Source organism: Pseudoalteromonas sp. APC 3355 (genome assembly GCF_030407615.1).
In the GTDB taxonomy this organism is placed as follows: domain Bacteria; phylum Pseudomonadota; class Gammaproteobacteria; order Enterobacterales; family Alteromonadaceae; genus Pseudoalteromonas; species Pseudoalteromonas distincta.
In genome coordinates this window covers 474,928-496,150 of the sequence record NZ_JASDDB010000001.1, presented here as the reverse complement: position 1 = coordinate 496,150, position 21,223 = coordinate 474,928, and the positions used below count along the sequence as shown (strand labels likewise).

The window sequence follows — 21,223 nt, the reverse complement described above, 5'->3', positions numbered from 1 at the left end:
GATCACCTAATTAGGCGATTTGGTATAAAGGGTGCTCTTCATATGAAATGAATGCCACCCTTTTATTACATTATTTGAGGCCACATTTATTATCAAACCAAGATAACAACTCTGTATAAAACTCTTTTTTATGATCGTAGAAAAGCGTATCAGAAAAGTGATCAGCATCTTCTAGCTCAATATATTTAAAGTCTTTTTTGTACTTTTCAAGCTCAGATACAAAGTCTCTACTGTGTTTTACTGGAACACGACTGTCGATATCGCCATGTACAACCAGTATAGGAATATTTACTTTATTTACTTGCTCTACAGGAGAGACACCAGAAATAGTAGGGCGTTGTAAGATACTTAAAAAGCGATTTTCGTTAAGAGTTGCATTGATACGACTCAAATCACTTACACCCGCACCGGCAACAACACATTTATATATGTTGTTTTCACGCATAGATGCAGCAAATGCAGCATAACCACCATAACTCCAACCAAATAAAGCAAGCTTATCTTTTGTTGCTAAACCTTTATCTATTAAATATTGTGCGGCGTCGTCTAAATCATCTTGTTTTTTCAAGCCCCAGTTATTATCACCGGCTACCCAATGCTCCAAACCGTAACCTGTAGAACCTCGGTAGTTTGGTTGAATAACTACGTAACCATGATAGGCGAGTAACTGTGCCCAGTCATCAAATACAACAGAGTCACGAACCCAAGGACCACCATGAGGGAGTACTATTGCGGGGTAAGGACCTTTAGTTGCAGGAATAGTTACGTATGCTTTTATTTTACGTCCATCTCTTGCTTTATAAGAGATATATTTAACGGATCCCAATTTGCTTTTATCAATAAACGGAAGGCGATCACCAATCTTAGTTAACTTCTGTTTATTAGTAACAATGTAATAGCTGCCAGGGTTATCGTCAGCAGATACTCTCACTACTAATACATTATCGTTATCAGAGCTACTGATGATTTGTACAAATTTACCTTTAAATAAAGACGCAACAGATTCGTTAAGTGCTTGCAGGTTAGGATCTGTGAAATAAAACTTAGGTTGCTTAGTTGTATAGCGAAAGCCTTGTAAGGTGCCGTCGGTATCAAGTATTACACCATCGGTATCTACAGACTTAAGACCAAATTGACGTTCAGAATACTGACCTGTTTTAATATTATAAATATAAATGCCAGTCGTATTTTCGCCTAAGTTGGCATTAACATAAACTTCGTTAGGGTTACCTTTCGCAAACCCTAAAATCTCAAAGTTTTCACGCTTTTTAGGACTAACTTGCTTAATTACTTTCCAATCATCATTACCTTTATCTCGGGCATAATAATCGATTGCGTTATCAGACTTATTCCAACCTTGGGCTATTCTTATTTCACCGTCGTAATCAGAAACGAATGAGCCTGATACTTTTTCATTTCCGCGCATTACAGTAACGCTTCGTCCAGTATTAATATTAAAGCGCACTACATCTGGAATGTAGTTATTATTAATATCAACCTCTACTAATACTTCATCTTTTTTGTCAGGAAGTATATTTATTATATTAAATTGAACATTTCGTTTTTTCTTAAATGGTAATAGCCAGTCGCCTTTACCATCTGCATCGGTTATTGCAAACTTATTAACCCAGTATTTGCGACTTCCATCTTCTAATATTTGCCTAAACATAACGCCAAGTTTTTCATCGTTTAACCATACGATTGAAGATATCAGCATTTTATCAGCGCCTAATCTTACAGGCTCTGCATCTAGGTTATTTGGATCTCTTATCTCAATTATATAGTCACCATTTTTAGTAGTCGCTCTTAAAATAGCAAGCTTCTTACCATCAGGTGATGCTACAACACTGCGTATAGCAGATGACATTGAGAAAGCATCAATACTGCTTACTTGTGCCGCATCTTCAGTTTCGCTATTAGCAAAAGAAGATAGGCCTAGTAGGGTTAATCCTACTAATATTCTTTTTTTAAATTTCATTTTTATTCCCTCAAAAAAAATGGCCTAAAATTTTAGGCCATCTGGATTGAATATTTACTCAGCCAATTCTAATTAAAAAGAAGCTGTAAAACTGATGTATGGGCTACGACCTGAAGTGTCATAACCAACACCTAGAGGGATATTAGTGTTTGAAAAAGAACCACTTGGATCTACTTTAGGAGGAGCTTCATTAAACACGTTACGAACACCAAAGTTCACTTTATAAGCATCGTTAGACCAAGTCATACCGATGTTATGTACAAAGTAGTCATCGGTGAAACCAACTGGGCGACATTTAAGTGCTTCACCGTTAGCGTCAGTTAAACCACGACAACCTGCAGTGCCTTCTTCAAATTCACCTAAATCATCCTCATCTTCACGACCTTTACCGATGAAACGCGTTTCCCAGTTAAATCTAAAATCAGAGTATTTAAGTTGTAAGCGAGCGGTACCACGCCATTCTGGAGAATCTGGTTCGCCCATATTGTCATCAATAGTACCAAGCACGTCAAAAACTTGCTCTGTCATGCGAGTAGCTTGAAGATCTAGTGTAATACCTAGGTTTTCTTCTGCGATTACTGTATCTGTTTCAAAGTAGATATTGTAATCAAAACCTTTAGATGAGATTAAACCAATATTGATAAAGCTAGCATCAACTAAATCAATTTGACCATTTTCGTCACGTCCTATACGGCTACAGAAAGCATCATTACCATCAGCAGAATAACACTGACCAATACTGTAACCAGCGCTTGGCTCTGCAATACTATTCGTTACTTCAATATCAAAACGAGTTAATGACATTGTTAAATCAAATGCATCAGTAAATGGTTGTTCAAAGATAAAACCATATGTTTTAGCCACTGATGTTTCAGCACTAAGCTCAGTTGTACCGCCAGTTTCAATCTCAGCGCTGTAAGCGGCAGTGTATGAGTCAGTTCCATTTTGACCTAAACCAAGAGTAGTTGGATCAATACCTGATGCTTGACAAGCGTTTAGTACAGCTGTATCACGTGTTTCTTCAGCTGCATTATATGTAGCTGCTGAACCTGGGTTCAATGGGTCGATATTACGAGCATCTTCCGGAACAACACATGGATCGGCAACTGTATTAAAACCAGACGTACCGTTTAAGAAACGCTCGCGTAGGTTAGGTGCTCTGTACGAAGTACCTTTTGTTGCACGTAGAGTAAACCACTCAACAGGACGGTAAATTGTTTTAAGACTATAAGTTGATTCTGCATCGTAGAAAGATTCTTCAGAAACACGGCCAGAAGCTGTAAATGTAAGTTCTTCAGCGCCTTTAACGCCTTTAAGTAAAGGGAATTCAACTTCTGTGAATATTTCCTTTAAGTTACGTGAGCCATCAGCGCCTTGGTCAGCAAAATAGCCCCATAGTAAGCCTTGAGATGCAGCAGCATTTGGATTTGATTCAATTTCATCACGACGATATTCAACCCCAACGATACCTGCAACAGTTTCGTTGTTCCATGGTAATGCGAAGAAATCACCACCCATGAATGCATTGAAAACAAACTGGTTTACTTTAGTTTCGATATCGCGGTCGATAAATAAGTAAGCAGCTTCTTCAGGTGAAAGCGTACCGCCACCTTCTTGATAAATACTATCTGCAAATAAATTAACAGGAACACATCCATCAGAACCGGTACCACAGGTAACAGTACCATCATCATTAAGAACAGCGGTTTCTAATGAGTTAATTAAGCGCTCTTCATCAATACCAACACGGTGGTCAGTACCTTTTGATGCGCTGTACGATACAGACGCGTCGTAGTACCAATTGTCTAAACCGATGTTTTCAAACATACCAAGATTACCAGTAACACCAGTAACTAAACGATATTGTGAAACTTCAACCTCAGTTTGATCACGGTCACCACGAATATTGATGATTGGCTGAACGGCTTCTGGTCCACCAGGGCCCACACCTAACACGCCAAAACAGTCAATACCGTTTGTTCCACAAGGGTTATATGGGTTTGATGCCGCTACTTGTTGAAATATCTGTGCACCTGGGCTAAAAATTGGTGATTTACGACTAGCGTATAAACCTTCGTAGTAGAAAGTTGTATCGTTATCATCTTGGAAGTTATATTCACCATTAAGCATTAGTGAAATACGTTCATTTTTACTTCTGTAATCACCACTTTTGTAATAATCAGATTGTTGGAAAGCGTATAGAGGGTCTTGGAAATCAACGTCACGGAAACCATCGCCGTTACCATCTACAAATACACCATCATTGATACCATCGCCATCAAAATCGCCCGCTACCCATGAAGGTAAAAACCCTTCAAGACTTGATGGTACAGTTGATTCACTGAAGTTTGGAATACCAGTGTTTGTAAAGTCAGGTGTATAATAAACACTACCAAAGAAAGATGGTACGCTAATACGGTTTGTTAGAGGGAAAATGTCACATGAATCTTCACCGCTTGCTACAGGACCATAGCCACTGTTTCGGGTTACGATACTGCCATCTTCAGCTTCCCAAATACGCTCTTCACACCCTTTAACAAAAGGGTTGCCAGCTAAAGATTGAGATTTCTGTTCTGAATATTCAACACCAACGGTGATAAAACCATTATCCATGGTTTTGCCCCACATACCCGAAAGTACAGTTTCTTCACCGCCTTCACCTTTAGGTTGACGGTAAGATGCATCAAAAATAAAGCCTTCAACATCTTTTTTTAATATTACGTTAGCTACACCCGCTACCGCATCAGAACCATAAACGGTTGATGCGCCATCAAATAAATTCTCTACACGCTCAATCATTACACCTGGTATTAAGTTCAAATCAGGTGAAGTTGGCGCACCACCTACACCTGCGGGAGCCATTCTTCGACCGTTGATAAGTACAAGAGTACGCTCAGCACCTAAACCACGAAATCCGATTGTTGCAGCGCCTGGACCGTTATCTAGTACAAAACCGCCAAATGTATTATCTATTTGAGCACCAGCCGCTTGGCTAGTTGACTGGAGCATTGAACCTGCATCAAATAAACCCATTTCACGAGATAAGTCACCGTTGATAATTTGAATTGGCGATGCATTTGAAAATTCAGCTTTTCTTATACGCGAACCTGTAACAACAATTCGCTCTGGCGCTTCTTCTTCTAGTTCAACGTCTGAGTTTAAGTCATTTTCCTGGGCTAGCGCGTTAGGCGCTAAGGCTACAGATCCTAGCAATAAAGAATATCTTATTGCATTTGATAGTGCTTTAGTTTTAAACATATGTAAATCCCTGAGATATTATTGTTATTTAGGCTATAAATCATAAATTAAACAAAGTGAAATATAGCATCACAATAAATTTACATTATTGAAACTAAATAGTAAATGCGGTTAATGGTGAGTAACCATGCAAAAGGTGATGAAACAGCCTGTTTTGGGCCTTAAAAGTGATTTTTTTCGCTAACTATTTTTTAATTAACTGTTTTTAAATGGGTTTTTTGTTTGTAAACGAATGTGAATGGATGTAATCGGCATATACATGGAAAAAGAAGGCTCAGCTTGACTTTCTAGGAATGAGAATAGGAGGCAATAGGGTGCTTTGAACTTCTTCACCACGTATCAGTTTTAATAGGTTCTCTACTAACATTTGCCCAGCAATAGTGGTGTTTTGCTCTATTGTAGTTAGGGGGGGGTTTACGTAACTTGCAATGGCTATGTTATCAAAGCCGACTACCGCAACATCTTTCGGCACGTTAATATTTGCTTCTTTAAGTGCGCGTATAGCCCCAATAGCAATTAAGTCACTTGCAGCAAATAAGGCGTTAAATTTAATATTATTAGCAATTAGTGAGCGTGTGGCGTGATAGCCAGATTCTTCAGTAGATATAGCATTAGCCATTTTACGCTCATTTATTTTAACGTTGTTAGCCAATAGCTCATCTTTAAAACCCTGAAAACGTCTAAAAAATTCGGGGCTGTGATCAGAAGCATCACCAATAAAAGCGCAATCAGTTCTGCTATGCGCAATAAAGTGTTCAGCGGCGAGCTTACCGCCACCGTAGTTATCACAACAAACAGTTAAATCGGGACGGTTATCTACAGTTGCACCCCAGCACACAAACTTAGTATTTTGTTCAAGTAAGGTGTTAAATTTTGGTTGGTAATCAATGTAATCGCCATACCCGAGTAAAATAATGCCATCAGCTCTGTGGCTGTCTTCGTAGTCTGCTTGCCAATCAGCACTGGCCGATTGAAATGAAACTAATAAATCGTAACCTTCTTTAGCGCAAGCACGGGTAATACTGCCAAGCATGGCTAAAAAGAAAGGATTTATTTGGGACTCGTCAGAAGTGGGATCTTCAAACAACAATAATGCAAGCGTACTACTTTGTTGAGTGCGAAGGTTACTCGCATTTTTATCAACTTTATAATTAAGCTTTTTAGCTATATCGAAAACACGCTTGCGTGTTTCTTCATTAACAAGGTGGCTGTTACGTAAAGCGCGAGATACAGTCGATTGAGATACCCCTGCATAGTGGGCAATATCAAATGAGGTAGCTTTACCTTTCATTGTTACAACTTAATTAAATTGATAAATAATTGTGTCATTTTCGTTTATTGATGAATAATTTCAAGCTTTTTGTGAATTAACGTATATTTTTATTGATAAATTCCTGACACCGGTGTCATAATGTCAGTGTTTTATCATTTTGTTGTCAAAACGTATTCGCTGTCTATATCTTTATAGGCAGCATTTTTTACTGTGATAGCTACTTTGAGGTGATAGCTCAAAGTATAAATAACAATGGTACACCATTGTAAAATAATAAGCATGAGTCGCTTAACAAAAGAGATAATACTATGAGCCCAAACGCTTCTGCCCAATTTGATCCCATCTTAGTTGCTGATGTCGGCGGCACTAATGCCCGCTTTGCTTTAATAACTGCTTTTAATGAACAGACTAACCAATTTATAATAGAGCACATTAATATTTTTCCTAGTGCCAATTTTGGTTCTCTTGAAAGTGCGCTCGAGCAATATTTACAAACAGTCCCACATATTGCACCCAAACGCGCATGTTTAGCCGTTGCAGGGCCAATAAAAGCTGGGCAAGTGCATTTAACCAATTTAGGTTGGCATTTTAGCGTCAGTGAATTTAAAACTCATTTTGATTTACAACAACTTGAAGTCATTAATGATTTTGCTGCCTTTGCTTACGCTGCACCTTACTTAGATCCTAAACAAAATGTCATTGTTAAATCAGGTCAAGCTGATGATAACGCAAACATTGGTGTTATAGGTCCAGGTACTGGTTTTGGTGCCGCGTGCTTAGTTAGAACGTCCCAATCTACCGCAGTGCTAAGTTCAGAAGGGGGGCATATATCACTTGCACCTGTTAATGAACTCGATACTTTATTATTGAATGAATTAAGAAAAGATCATCCCCATGTTTCTATCGAAACAGTTTTCTCAGGTCCTGGCATAACGCATTTATACAAAGCAATGTCTGCGGTTAAGGGTGTAACAGCTAAAAATTTAGATGCCGCACAAATTAGCAGCCTTGCAAATAGTGGTGAATGTGATGTGTGTGATGCAACCTTAAACCAGTTTTGTGATTGGATTGGCAGTGTTGCCGGTGATTTAGCGGTTGTTTATGGCGCCTTAGGCGGATTATTTATTGGCGGTGGAATACTACCTCGTATGCAAGCGAGACTTCTTGAGAGTCGTTTTGTTGAACGATTTTCGCAAAAGGGTATTATGTCGCAGTACGCAGGACAAATCCCTGTAACACTCGTAACACAAGACAACATACCGCTAATTGGCGCTGCTGCGTGTTTACACAATAGCTAATAGGGCTTTGGTCTTACAGGTTGTATTTGGATAATGGATAGATGAAAAAAGTAACCATAAATAGTGTAGCAAGCCATGCAGGGGTTTCTAAAAAAACCGTCTCACGCGTGTTAAATAATGAGCCTAATGTAAGTGCCGCCACCCGAGAAAAGGTGCTTGCGGTATTTAAAGAGCTTGATTACACCCCAAATCCAATTGCACGAGGTCTTGCTCAAAATCGTAGCTTTATTATTGGCTGTTTATACGATAATCCAAGTAAAAGTTATATTACCCGAGTGCAAACGGGCGCCTTAGAAGCGTGTAAAGAAAATAACTATAATTTATTGATACACCCTTGTGAGTTTCGTGGTGAAGCACTTATAAATAATATTGAGCAATTACTACAAACTTCTCGATTAGATGGCATTGTGCTAACACCTCCTTTTGGTGATTTTGCTGAGCTTGCTTCTTTTTTAAAATCTAAAAAAATTCCTTATGCAAGGGTTGCTTCAGCTTTACTACAAGATGATTCAATTTCAGTGCGTAGTAACGACGAGCAAGGCGCATTTGAGATTACTGAGCATTTAATTAACCTCGGTCATAAATCTATAGCCTTTATTAAAGGGCACCCAGATCACAGTGCCACGCAACAACGTTTTAAAGGTTACAGGCGTTCACTTGCAAGCCATGGTATAGAATTTGATGAGCGCTTAGTAGAGGAGGGTAACTTTAGTTATCACTCAGGTGTAGATAGTGCACGCAGTATTTTAGATTTATCCCCTAGGCCAACCGCTGTATTTGCATCAAACGATTACATGGCGGCTGCCGTACTTAAATTAGCAACTCAGCGCCAATTAAAAGTGCCTGATGACATTTCAATAGCTGGGTTTGATAATGCACCCATTGCACGTCATATTTGGCCTGGGTTAACAACGATTGCACAGCCCGTTGAAGAAATGACTAAACAAGCCGTAACACAACTTATTTCACACATAGCTCAACCACAAGAACAGCCGTATCAGGTAACGCTTGAGTCGCGCTTGATTACACGTGAGTCTACCTCAGCAATAAAATAGTGGGTTTAAAACACTTTCACAGTAGCCCGAATATGAGTGACGCTTATTCGGGCTTTTTTTTACTCTGAACTTGCTAAAACATGCTTTGTGCCTAAAAATCAATTAGGTCATTATTCGGTCATGTTAAAATATTAAACTATTTTTGTTACCCGGGGTTGACACCGGTGTCATTGCTATGCGTTAATACAGTGACACCGGTGTCAGGGTTGTTGTGAGAGGCTCCCTGGTAGCGTACCTTTGAACGGGTAAATCAAAGATGCTCAGTACAGTTATTTACGTGGAGTCTGTAGTTGCTACTGAGCCTTTATCCTCTAACTAATAGAGATGAGTTAAATTATGTTACATCCTCGTATTCAAGAAGTTACCCAGCGCGTTATCGAACGCAGTAAAAATACCCGTCAAGATTATTTAGATCGCATTTCGCACGCAAAAAAACAAACAAGAGTTCGTGCCGGTTTAGGTTGCGGAAATATAGCCCATGTTATGGCTGCATGTAGCAGTGATGACAAAGCGCGCTTAAAGGCTGATGAGCAGCCAAATCTTGCTATTATCAACTCATACAACGATATGTTATCGGCTCATGTGCCATACAAAGACTACCCAGATTTAATTAAAGACATTGCAACAAAATACGATGCTACAGCTCAAGTTGCTGGTGGCGTGCCTGCAATGTGTGATGGTGTTACGCAAGGGCGTGACGGCATGGAACTTTCACTTTTTTCTCGCGATGTAATTGCTATGTCTACAGCAATTTCTCTTTCGCACGATGTGTTTGATGGTGTTTTTTGTTTAGGCGTTTGTGACAAAATTGTTCCTGGTTTATTAATTGGTGCATTGTCGTTTGGTCATTTACCTGTGTTCTTTTTACCAGCAGGTCCAATGCAATCTGGTATTCCGAATAAAGAAAAAGCACGTATTCGTCAAAAGTTTGCACAAGGTTTAGTGAGCCGCGAAGACTTACTCGAAGCTGAAAGTGCGTCTTATCACAGCGCTGGTACATGTACGTTCTACGGTACTGCCAATTCAAACCAAATGTTGATGGAAATAATGGGCTTACACCTTCCAGGTAGCTCGTTTATTAACCCTTACACTGAGCTTCGCGATGGCCTTACAGGTAATGCTGTAGAGACAATGCTTAAGCAGCTTACAGATGATAAAGAAAGCCCGTGTTTAGCCGATGTGATCAGCGAAAAAACGATTATAAACGGTTTAGTAGGCCTGCTTTCTACAGGTGGTTCTACTAACCATGCAATCCATATTGTTGCGATAGCAAAAGCTGCCGGCATTCAGGTTACGTGGAAAGATATGTCTGACTTATCAGAAGTTGTACCACTTCTTACACGTATTTACCCTAACGGCTCAGCTGATGTAAACCACTTTCAAGCAGCAGGCGGTATGGGTTTCTTAATGCGAGAACTAGCAAGCGCTGGTTACTTACATACAGACGTTAAAACAATGCTTGGCGATGGTTTAGCACCATACATGACAGAGCCTCGTTTGGATAAAGACGATAGCTTGATCATGAGCGACTCAACTGGCCCAACTAAAGTTAAATGGGTAGATTGCCCAGCAAACTCGCACGATGAAGAAGTACTTCGCCCAGTGAGTAACCCATTTAGTAAGCAAGGTGGTCTGCAACTTCTAACTGGCAACTTAGGTAAAGCTGTTATCAAAGTGTCAGCTGTTGCTGAAGAACATCAAACCGTTACTGCTCCTGCAAAAGTATTTAGTTCACAAAGTGCTCTGCAAGATGCATACACTCGTGGCGAATTAAACCAAGACTTTATTGCCGTACTAAAAGAGCAAGGCCCTAAAGCGAAAGGTATGCCAGAGCTACACAAGTTAACGCCAGTAATGGCAACGCTTCAAGATGAAGGCTTTAAAGTAGCCATTGTTACTGACGGTCGTATGTCGGGTGCATCAGGTAAAGTACCTGCTGCTATTCACTTAGCACCAGAGGCAGTAGAAGGCGGCATTATTGCTAAAATCCGAGAAGGCGATTTAGTGACGCTTGATGCGCCAAACGGAATATTAAAAGTACACGTTAGCGACGAAGAACTTGCTAAGCGTGAAGCAGAGCTTAGCCTGCCAAGTGCAACATTTGGTACAGGTCGTGAATTATTTACTGGATTTAGAAATATCGTAAGCAGTGCCGATTTAGGCGCGAGTGCTTTTGGACTTGAATAAATATTAGCCATACTGGGTAATGAGGAACAAGTAATGAGTATTGAAAAAATCTTAGCATCGGCACCCGTAGTGCCAGTGGTTGTAATCGAAAAATTAGAAGATGCAGCACCACTTGCAAGAGCTTTATACAACGGTGGCTTAAAAGCCTTAGAAATAACACTACGTACACCCATTGCTGCAGAGGCTGTAAAGCTAATGAAAGCAGAAGTACCTGAAGCCTATGTAGGTACTGGTACGGTAGTAGATAAGGCAAGTTTTGATCTTTCGGTTGCCGCTGGTGCAGATTTTATGGTGAGTCCAGGTGTGAGCGATGAGCTTATTGCTTTAGCTAAAACATCAGATATACCATTTTTACCAGGCGCTGCAACTGCAAGTGAAGTTATGCAACTTGCGTCGCATGGTTTTAAGTATTTAAAATTCTTCCCAGCAGAAGCTGCAGGTGGAACAGCTATGCTTAAATCAATCGGTGGCCCATTACCACATATTACTTTTTGCCCAACGGGTGGCATTAGCCTAGCAACTGCTCCTAATTATTTAGCGCTTAACAACGTTATTTGTGTTGGTGGTACGTGGATGCTAGATAAACAACTAATTGAAAATAAAGACTGGCAAGCAATTGAAGCGCTTGCTCGCCAAGCAAGTGAACTTAAATAGGAGTCTAAAATGATTAATGTAGCAATTAACGGTTACGGCCGTATCGGTAGAAATGTTTTACGTGCACTTTATGAGTCAGCTCAAAACAGCGAAATTAAAATTGTAGCAATTAACGATTTAGCACCAGCTAACGTAAATGCACATTTAACGCAGTATGACTCAGTTCATGGTCAATTTTCTAAAAAAGTAACACTTGAAAACAACACTATGCTAATTGGGGATGACGTAATTACGTTAACGCAAGAGCGTGACCCTGCAAACTTACCGTGGAAAGAGCTAAACGTAGATATCGTTTTAGAATGTACTGGTTTTTTCACTAAACGTGATGACGCTGCTAAGCACATTACTGCAGGCGCTAAAAAAGTAATCGTATCTGCTCCAGGTACTGGTTTAGATGCAACAGTAGTGCATGGTGTAAACAGCGACGTAATTAATGCTGATAGCAATATCATTTCTAACGCTTCTTGTACTACTAACTGTTTAGCGCCAATTGCAAAAGCAATTAACGACACAGTAGGTATTGAGCAAGGTAGCATGACGACTATTCACGCTTACACCAACGATCAAAACTTATCTGACGTATACCACCCAGATTTATACCGTGCGCGTAGTGCAACTCAATCTATGATCCCAACTAAAACAGGTGCTGCGGCAGCTGTTGGTTTAGTATTACCAGAACTTGCTGGTAAATTAGATGGTATGTCGGTACGTGTACCTACAATCAATGTTTCTTTAGTTGATTTTACGTTTATCACTAAGCGTGATACGACTGCAGAAGAAATCAATGCAATCATGAAAGAAGCATCAACGGGTTCGATGAAGAGTATTTTAGAATATAACGAGCTTCCGCTTGTTTCTATCGACTTTAACCATAACCCAGCGTCGTCTATCTTTGATGCAACGCAAACTAAAGCCAATGGCAAACTAGTTAAAGTAATGGCTTGGTACGACAATGAGTGGGGTTTCTCAAACCGCATGTTAGACCAAGTTAAAGCATTGGGTCAGTACTTATAATTGACCTTGTAAAAGTTTAGCTTTATCCAACCAAGCCACGCATTGCGTGGCTTTTTTGCGTTTAGTTTATCTGTATATTTGCAATTCAAAATTAGGAGAGAACTATTTGTATTTTTTATACCCTAAATTTTGTTAATATGTGGGTGTGTAAATCAATGGAATTTCGTTGTATTTAATCAACTCAACGACGCAAGGAATAATAAAAATGATAAGAGTTTTATCGCGAAAAGTATTTCGCACAAATCATCTTCAGATAGGTGAGGGCAACATAAGTGGCTACATAGCCTGCTTTTTAGCAATACTGAGTTGCTTAGGCGTATTAGCGTTTCACTTTCCTGAATACTTAACCACACCAGAGCTAAGAAAAAGCTACAGCGTCGACTTTTTACGTCAGCTTATGTTTGTATCATTATTGGTCTCGGGCAGTCTAGGATTACTTAACTTTGTACGTAATACCAATAAGCGTTTAGGGGCTACAGCGTGGTTTTTTATTTTACTCGCTATTATGTTTGGCGGACCAAACGTTGAAGTAAACGAATTTGCTTCTGATACACCTTATATAGGGCTTGATTGGTTTATTTTAGATTTACTCGGCTCAACACTTATATTTATTGTGATTGAAAAGTTATTACCTCATCGTAAAGAGCAAAAAATATTACGTAGCGAATGGCGAGGCGATTTAAACCACTTTTTTGTAAATCATTTAATTATTGGTTTTGTATTACTCGTTACTAACCACTTTGTGCATTATGGCTTTGGCTGGGCTGTATCATCTACAGTACAAGGTTATATAGAGCAAACACCCTTTATAGTGCAGTTGTTTTTAATAATACTCGTGGCTGATTTAATGCAGTATTGGGTGCATCGTGCTTATCACGAAGTCCCTTTATTATGGCGCTTTCATGGCGTACATCACAGTGCTAAAGAAATGGATTGGTTAGCGGGCTCTCGCCAGCATATTCTTGAAATACTCGTAACGCGCAGCTTAGTGCTCACGCCTATATTTGTGCTTGGTTTTTCACAGCAAATAATTAGTTTGTACGTAATAATTGTGGGTTTGCAGGCTGTGTTTAACCATGCAAATGTACGTGTGAAATTTGGTTGGCTAAAATATTTTATGGTTACACCGCAGTTTCACCATTGGCACCATGCGTCAGATAAAGCCGCGATTGACCGAAATTACGCTGCACATTTTTCGTTTTTAGATTACGCGTTTGGTACTGCTGTTAAAGGCGAAAAAGAGTGGCCACAAGCGTATGGTGTAGTCGGGGATTACATGCCCGTAGGTATGCTTAAACAACAGTTTTACCCGTTTAAGCGCACTAAATAAGTTCGGAAAATCCGAATAAACATAAAATAAAAGCGAGTAAGGTGTTACATTTTGCTCGCTTATATTATTAATATTAAATTTATTTTAGCTCTGCTAATAACTCAGTAAATGTAGGTCTTTGATTTAATGTAGGTTGCATGGCACATTTTGCCATATCGGACATTTTAACAAAGAGCTCACTTTGTCTATCATCGCCAGTTACCGTGCCTAATAAGTCTTCAATTAAACACCCTAATGCACGCACTTCAATTAACTCGATTTGCTTTTGTTGATAATCACTTAACATGGCTAAGTTTGTGGCTGCACCAAAATCACCAAATAATACATCAGCATCTTTGTTTATCATGGTGTTATGCGCATACACGTCGCCATGGCTTACTTTACAAATATGCAAGTGATGTAAGGTACTTACCATTTGCTGTGCAATTTTTAAAATAGCGTGAATTGAGTAATGGAAATCATCATTAAAGGTATCACGCGTACAGGTTTCAAGGCTTGGAGGCAGGCCTAAATTAGCAAAGCTTTTATCTATTAGCTCCATTACTAAACCTAGCTGATCACTTTGCTCAATGTAGGCAAGTACTTTAATTAAATTAGCGTGATCGCCTGCTTGTAGGCAGCAATTTACTTCATCAAGCGGGTAGCCGTCGCTGGTAATTGCGCCTTTAAATAATTTGATCGCTACAGCGCTATCAGCTGCTTGTGCTAAATGAATAACGCCCGATGCACCTTGGCCAATAACATGACTAAGTGTGTAATCGTTAAGAGGCTTATTTTCTAAGCAGCTTTTTGTAAGGCACTGAGCTTTATTAAAATCGTTACCGGCAAACGCAAGCCAAGCAAGTTTAGGCAATTCAAACAGCCAGTCGTCTACGTGTGTTAAGTTATTAGCAGAGAGCCTAACAAGCTCAAGGTTTTTACACTGCGCCATGCTACTTGGCAGTTGCTTAAGTTGATTGCCTGCAAGCGCAAGCTTTTTAAGCTGGGTATAATTACCAAAATCTTCAGGCAATTCGCTTAACGTATTATCGGTGAGTATTAGCCACTCAATATTTTTTGGCAGGCTGTTTAAAACAAATTCAGAAATTTGGTTACCTTTAAACGCGACCATAATTAAAGCAGGGCATTTAGCGAGCACTTTGGGAATATGCTTAAACTGATTAAACGATAAAAACACACGCTTGAGGTGTGTTAAACAGGCAAATTCATCAGGTAGTGTTGATAAGTTATTATTTGATAAATCGAGAACTTCAAGCGTGTCAGCTAAGCTAAAAATTTCTTCAGGAAATGTCGTTAGCTCTTCTACCAATTGCAGGCGAGTAGCACCAACAAGTTTGCCACTTTTAAGCTCTTTAAGGGAGTTCATATTAATACCATGTTCTAAAAATGAAAAAGCCAACATAGCTGTTGGCTTAAGTCGTTCTAACTTACTAAATCGCTCTTTAGAATTGCGCGTTATGGTAAACGTTTTGCACGTCGTCGCAATCTTCTAACATTGCTAAAAAGCGTTCCATAACTTCAACGTCTTCGCCTTCAATCGGCGTTTCAATTTGTGGCACAAAGCTAATTAGGTCTTCGTCAAATTCAGTCACGCCCATTTCTTCAAGCGCTGTACGTGTATTGTTGTACTCTGTGTGAGGAGCAAAAACAGTAACTTTACCGTCATCTACTTCTACGTCAGTTACATCAACATCAGCCATCATAAGAGCTTCAAGTACGGCTTCGTCGTCATCACCGTCAAATACAAAAATAGCAAGGTGATCAAATAAATGTGAAACAGAGTTTTGAGCGCCAATTTTAGCATTTGCTTTGGTAAAACAAACACGTACATCAGCAAAGGTACGCTTGTTGTTGTCTGTTAAACAGTCAACAATAATCATACAGTTACCAGGGCCGTAACCTTCGTAACGTGTTGCTGCGTAGTCTTCACCGCCGCCGCCTTTTGCTTTTTCTATTGCGCGGTCAATAACGTGTGCTGGTACTTGGTCTTTTTTAGCGCGTTCAATTAAACGTCGTAATGATAAGTTACCATCTGGATCTACACCGCCGTTTTTTGCACAAATATAAATTTCTTTGCCGTACTTAGAATAAACTTTAGTTTTAGCACCCGCAGTCTTAGCCATTGAATCTTTTTTGTTTTGGTAAGCTCTTCCCATCTGCGTTTCGCCTTAATATATGTAAATAATAGAATAAAATTATAATGCGTATTCTAAAGGTAAATGCATTCAAGGGCTAGTAAGTATTAAAACAGATTAAATCGGTAACGTTTAAAAGCCATGTAAACTGTATTTTATTAATGGGATCATCGAGGGTTCTAGACGTTGGAATTATATCTATTATGTGTAAATTTAATTCAATAAAAAAGCAACCTGTATAACAGGTTGCCTTACTAAGTAATAAAAAGTAAGTGTTACTTACCAAATACGTACACGCTCATCTTCAGGAAGGTATAACGCATCGCCTGGTTTTACATCAAACGCTTTGTACCATGCATCATGGTTACGCGGCGCTTGTGCTCTAAAGCGACCTGGGGCATGTGTGCCACCACGCAGTTGGTTAAGCATGCTTTGCTCAGTACGTTTTTCTTTCCATACTTGTGCCCACGCAAGGAAGAAACGCTGATCGCCAGTAACGCCGTCAATAACAGGCGCTTCTTTACCATTTAAACTGAGCTTGTACGCGTGATAAGCCATTGATAGCCCACCTACATCACCAATGTTTTCGCCAAGGCTATTTCGACCATTAACAAAGTTACCTTCTATTGGCTCGTATTTACTGTACTGCGCAGCCAGTTGATCGGCTTTTTTGTCAAATGCAGCGCGGTCAGCATCAGTCCACCAGTTACGTTGCACACCGTTTTCGTCTGATTTTGAACCTTGATCGTCAAATCCATGACCCATTTCGTGACCAATTACAGCGCCAATACCGCCATAGTTTACAGCCGGATCGGCATTTGGATCGAAAAATGGCGGTTGTAGAATCGCAGCCGGAAATACAATTTCATTAAACGAGCTATTGTAGTAAGCGTTTACGCGTTGTGGCGTCATGCCCCAGCGGTTACGGTCTGTTTTTTGTAGCTCTTTTTCAACACTTTCTGCATGAAAAAATTCACGCATGTTTTTCACATTACCGATTAAATCGTTTTTAGTAATGCTTAAACCATCATAAGACTGCCATACATCGGGGTAACCAATTTTTGGTACAAATGCAGCCAGTTTAGCGCGCGCATTTACTTTAGTTTCATCGCCCATCCACTCTAGATTATCAATACGTTCACCAAGGGCTGTACGAAGGTTTTCAACCAGCTCTGACATTTGTTGTTTTGATGATTCAGGGAAGTAACGTGCTACGTATATTTTACCAATAGCAAAACCAAGCGAACTTGTGCCTGACATTTCACTTATTGCACGTTTCCAACGAGGGCGAGGCTCTTGCTGTCCGTTTAGTTCTCTGCCAAAAAAAGCAAAGTTAGTATTAAATACTTCCTCTGATAGTAAACCTGCGTTACCGCTAATTGCGTGATACGTTAGGTAGTCTTTCCATACTGCAATATCTTCTTGATTGATTAGCTCAATCATCGCTTTTATAGGTTCAGGTTGAGAGACATTTAACTGAGGTACTTTATAACCTGTTTGCGCAAAATATAAATCCCAGTTAAAACCAGGGTAAGTAGTGCTTAAATCGGCGCGTTCAATTTGGTTTAGCGTTAAATCGCGATTACGACGCTTTTCACGTGGCCAGTGACCTTGTGCAATTTTGGTTTCAAGGTCTAAAATAGCTTGAGCACGTTCAGTTGCATTTTCAGTGCCTGCAAACTCAAGCATGTCAGCAATGTGGGCAACATAAGCTGTACGGGTTTTAACAAAGCGCTTAGCATCTTCAAGGTAGTAAGAGCGATCGGGTAGACCTAAACCACCCGCACCTAGTGACATTTCATATTTATTAGGGTCTAGGCGATTAAACCACATGCCGCCGCCAAATGGGGCTTTATTACCGGTTAACCAAGACTTACCAAACATTTCAGCTAAATCGTCGGTTGACGCTATATCACTAATTTCACTTAATAATGGCTTGATTGGCGCCACACCGAGTTTATTAAGTGTTTCGGTATCCATATACGCATTGTAAAAATCAGCAACGAGTTTTTCTTCTGCGTTTAAGTCTTTGCGTGCTGCTATTTCTTCAATAATAGCTTTAACATCGTCTTCGCTTCGCTCAGCTAATCCTGAAAATGCACCATAGCGGGTTTTATCTGCAGGCATTTCGTAGTTGTCATACCACGTGCCGCTGGCATACATAAAAAAGTCATCGCCTGGTTTAATGGCTTCGTTACGAGCTGTTAGATCAACACCAAAACTGCCTAACTCTGCTTTTTCTGTCACTGCTGCAGTGGCTACTTTAGGTTGTTGCTCTTCTGTTTTTGTTGTTTGCGGCTCTGAACAACCGGTTATAAATGTGGCAGCTAATGCTGCGGCAATTAAACTCTTTTTCATTACTTACTCCTGAGTATCACTGATTGAATTAAAGCAGCAGTGAATCATTTTTATTGTTACGAATATTTAACTTATCGATTGTTATTGATATTAATCAGACAAACAAATCTTTTGAGGTGAATCACCACAGTGCTCGATAAAACTAATATAGAGGAAAAGAGAAAGGCTAATAGGCGCTATAAACGCTTTATTTAGCTCGAATACTTGAAAGTATCCGAGCTAAAAGGGGTTACACACTATTTATTTTTTATGCTGAAGCTCCCACATACGGGCGTATTCTCCAGCGAGTGTAAGTAACTCATCGTGCTTACCTTGCTCAATAATTTGTCCGGCTTTGAGCACAATAATGGTGTCTGCATCGGTAATAGTAGAAAGACGATGTGCAATAACAATACTCGTATGATTACTGGCAACTTCACGCATTGCAGCAAGTATTGCTTGCTCAGAATGAGAGTCGAGTGCAGATGTTGCTTCATCAAAAATTAATATAGGGGATTTTTTCAAAATAGCGCGGGCAATGGCAATACGCTGTTTTTCGCCGCCGGATACTTTTAAGCCGCGCTCGCCAACCAGTGTTTTATCGCCTTTATCAAGTGTGCCTATAAAGTCTTTTAAATGCGCCATAGCAATGGCTTCATCAATTTCAGCATCGCTTGCTGATGGTCTGCCGTAAGCGATATTTTCACGAATCGTGGTGTTAAACAGCACGGTGTCTTGCGGGACTATTGCAATGGCTTTTCGTAAACTATTAAGTGTTACTGAGTTTATAGGTTGATTATCAATACTAATTTCACCGGCGCTTACATTATAAAAACGATAGAGCAGTCGCGCTAATGAACTTTTACCTGCACCACTGGCACCAACAATGGCTACTTTGCTGCCTGCTTTAACATTAAAGCTAAGATTATTAAGAATAGGGCGATGCGCATCGTAACTAAAACTTACATTGTTAAATGTTATTTCACCTTGGCTAATATTGAGCTCTTTAGCATTAAGTGCATCGGTTATTTGTGGCTTTTTGTTAAGTAGCCCTAGCATATTTTCAAGGTCGGTTAGCGCGCGTCTTATTTCGCGGTACACAAAACCTAAAAAGTTAAGCGGTAAAAACAATTGAATCATATACGCGTTAATCATCACAAGTTCACCAATAGAAAGCGTACCTGCAACTACCTCGGTTGAGCCCAACCACATTAACGCGGTAATAGCACAAGCAATAATAAGTGCTTGGCCTGAGTTGAGGGCGAGCAGCGACATTCTATTTTTTAAACGGGCTTTTTCCCAGTTTGCTAAAAAGGTGTCGTAAGTTTTTGCTTCAAACTGCTCATTATTAAAATATTTTACAGTTTCATAATTAAGTAGGCTGTCTATAGCGCGGGTATTACTTTGATTGTCGGCAGCGTTTGCTTCTCTAATAAAGCGGTTTCTCCACTGAGTAACCACCACAGTAAAGGTAATATAAATAGCGACTGCCAATAATGTAATCAGCGCAAACCAAACAGAAAACAACGTGCCAAAAATAATCGCAACGGTAAGTATTTCAAACAAAGTAGGCACAATATTAAACATTAAAAAGCGCATTAAAAAGCTTAAGCCGCTAGTACCGCGTTCTATATCGCGGCTAATGCCACCGGTTTGCCTATCTAAATGAAAAGCCAGCTCAAGTGAGTGTAAATGCTTAAATACCTTTAAACCAATATCACGCATTGCGTGTTCGGTAACGCGAGAAAATACAGCATCTCTTATCTCACCTAAAAATACGCTAGCAAAACGCAGTGCACCGTACATCAATAACAATAAAGCGGGGATAACTAACAGTGGGTTAATTGACTTATCTACCGAGTCTATAATTTCTTTAAGCGCCCAAGGCATTAAAAGTGTGGCACCTTTTGCGCCTATAAGCGCCATAAGCGCAATAAAAACACGGCCTTTAAATTTTGTAAGGTAGGGCCACAGTGTTTTTACACTTTGGCGTAAATTCATGGCGTCTGGTCGTTTTTCATTGCTTTGTTTGGAGCGCATTAGTGATCTCTGTTAAAACTAAATACTTAATTAATAAGCATTGTATTTTAAATGCTTGCCCTTATATACTACGCATCCCTTATTTTAGTTTTAAAACGTGAATGTTTAAATTTAGAGTGTTTTTAACTGCCTTTTTGCTACTTGCTGCACTTTTTAGTGTGCAGAGCAATGCTATGGGCGCCTCACAAAATTTAAATATTACTGTTAGTACGCAGGTTTCGCTTACTGATATTGGCGATTTAACTAAAATACAGCCTATTAGTAAGTCTGTAGATACTTCGCAGCATAAAAAAACGCATCAAACCGATTTTGACGCGCACCAACCAAGGTTAACAGCCAATAATTCTTCATTGTTTTTGCACACTGTTCAAAGTGAGCCAGAATACGATGTGGTTTTTGAATTTTTTGCTCAAAATCTTGTTAGGCATATATTCTTACGACCAAGAGCGATTAATCCTATACAGCCTTGGTATACGCTTGTAACTAATAGTAAAAAGTCGCGCTTGAGTGGCTGGAAAGACGTAAACTTACTCTACAGAGCTGTAACTACCTACCACGCTTAATTTTCCTTATTTAATTTTATTAGGTTTTAACTTTTAAAGTTTTAGCCTGCAGATTAATTGTGCTTTTAAAAAGTACGTTGCTAGCTTTGCTGGCAATAAGG

The 21,223-nt window shown here is 39.6% G+C and carries 14 protein-coding genes; 7 read left to right on the top strand and 7 right to left on the bottom strand.

Features of this window, described 5'->3' with window-relative positions; genetic code table 11:
• Nucleotides 1-70: 70 nt before the first annotated feature.
• The 3 genes from QMA08_RS02170 to QMA08_RS02160 form a co-directional block, all read right to left on the bottom strand.
• Entirely contained in the window at nucleotides 71-1,978 is a 1,908-nt protein-coding gene (locus tag QMA08_RS02170; RefSeq protein ID WP_278381470.1) for a prolyl oligopeptidase family serine peptidase, read from the bottom strand.
• A 72-nt stretch (nucleotides 1,979-2,050) separates the two neighbouring features.
• On the bottom strand, nucleotides 2,051-5,236 hold the full coding sequence (locus QMA08_RS02165) for a TonB-dependent receptor (protein WP_024596124.1): 3,186 nt from the start codon (nucleotides 5,234-5,236) through the stop codon (nucleotides 2,051-2,053).
• A 274-nt stretch (nucleotides 5,237-5,510) separates the two neighbouring features.
• A complete protein-coding gene (locus QMA08_RS02160) occupies nucleotides 5,511-6,527 on the bottom strand; it encodes a LacI family DNA-binding transcriptional regulator (RefSeq protein WP_290173490.1) in 1,017 nt (338 codons plus the stop codon).
• Between the two features lie 290 nt (nucleotides 6,528-6,817).
• On the opposite strand from QMA08_RS02160, the gene glk reads away from it, so the two are divergent.
• The 6 genes from glk (at nucleotide 6,818) to QMA08_RS02130 (ending at nucleotide 14,047) form a co-directional block, all read left to right on the top strand.
• Complete coding sequence (glk, locus tag QMA08_RS02155; protein WP_149602791.1) at nucleotides 6,818-7,807, top strand: glucokinase; 990 nt, start codon at nucleotides 6,818-6,820, stop codon at nucleotides 7,805-7,807.
• Nucleotides 7,808-7,848: 41 nt separating this feature from the next.
• Complete coding sequence (locus QMA08_RS02150; RefSeq protein ID WP_002959752.1) at nucleotides 7,849-8,862, top strand: LacI family DNA-binding transcriptional regulator; 1,014 nt, start codon at nucleotides 7,849-7,851, stop codon at nucleotides 8,860-8,862.
• A gap of 336 nt (nucleotides 8,863-9,198) precedes the next feature.
• On the top strand, nucleotides 9,199-11,049 hold the full coding sequence (edd, locus tag QMA08_RS02145) for a phosphogluconate dehydratase (RefSeq protein ID WP_002959754.1): 1,851 nt from the start codon (nucleotides 9,199-9,201) through the stop codon (nucleotides 11,047-11,049).
• Between the two features lie 33 nt (nucleotides 11,050-11,082).
• Nucleotides 11,083-11,703 carry a bifunctional 4-hydroxy-2-oxoglutarate aldolase/2-dehydro-3-deoxy-phosphogluconate aldolase gene (gene eda / locus QMA08_RS02140; RefSeq protein ID WP_002959756.1) on the top strand — a complete coding sequence of 207 codons (621 nt, stop codon included), beginning with the start codon at nucleotides 11,083-11,085 and terminating at the stop codon, nucleotides 11,701-11,703.
• A 9-nt stretch (nucleotides 11,704-11,712) separates the two neighbouring features.
• The gene (gene gap / locus QMA08_RS02135; protein ID WP_002959757.1) at nucleotides 11,713-12,717 is read left to right on the top strand and encodes a type I glyceraldehyde-3-phosphate dehydrogenase; all 1,005 of its coding nucleotides are present in this window, start codon (nucleotides 11,713-11,715) and stop codon (nucleotides 12,715-12,717) included.
• Nucleotides 12,718-12,922: 205 nt separating this feature from the next.
• Entirely contained in the window at nucleotides 12,923-14,047 is a 1,125-nt protein-coding gene (locus tag QMA08_RS02130; protein WP_290173488.1) for a sterol desaturase family protein, read from the top strand.
• A gap of 79 nt (nucleotides 14,048-14,126) precedes the next feature.
• Here the strand turns inward: QMA08_RS02130 and QMA08_RS02125 are convergent, their stop codons facing one another.
• From QMA08_RS02125 to QMA08_RS02110, 4 genes are all read right to left on the bottom strand, one after another.
• Entirely contained in the window at nucleotides 14,127-15,413 is a 1,287-nt protein-coding gene (locus QMA08_RS02125; protein WP_290173487.1) for a leucine-rich repeat-containing protein kinase family protein, read from the bottom strand.
• A 76-nt stretch (nucleotides 15,414-15,489) separates the two neighbouring features.
• On the bottom strand, nucleotides 15,490-16,203 hold the full coding sequence (locus QMA08_RS02120) for a YebC/PmpR family DNA-binding transcriptional regulator (RefSeq protein ID WP_182681370.1): 714 nt from the start codon (nucleotides 16,201-16,203) through the stop codon (nucleotides 15,490-15,492).
• 258 nt (nucleotides 16,204-16,461) lie between these two features.
• Nucleotides 16,462-18,540 carry a M13 family metallopeptidase gene (locus QMA08_RS02115; RefSeq protein WP_290173485.1) on the bottom strand — a complete coding sequence of 693 codons (2,079 nt, stop codon included), beginning with the start codon at nucleotides 18,538-18,540 and terminating at the stop codon, nucleotides 16,462-16,464.
• A 240-nt stretch (nucleotides 18,541-18,780) separates the two neighbouring features.
• A complete protein-coding gene (locus QMA08_RS02110; protein WP_290173484.1) occupies nucleotides 18,781-20,559 on the bottom strand; it encodes an ABC transporter ATP-binding protein/permease in 1,779 nt (592 codons plus the stop codon).
• 101 nt (nucleotides 20,560-20,660) lie between these two features.
• On the opposite strand from QMA08_RS02110, the gene QMA08_RS02105 reads away from it, so the two are divergent.
• Nucleotides 20,661-21,122, top strand: a complete 462-nt coding sequence (locus QMA08_RS02105) for a hypothetical protein (protein ID WP_008134047.1) — start codon at nucleotides 20,661-20,663, stop codon at nucleotides 21,120-21,122.
• Nucleotides 21,123-21,223: the final 101 nt, after the last annotated feature.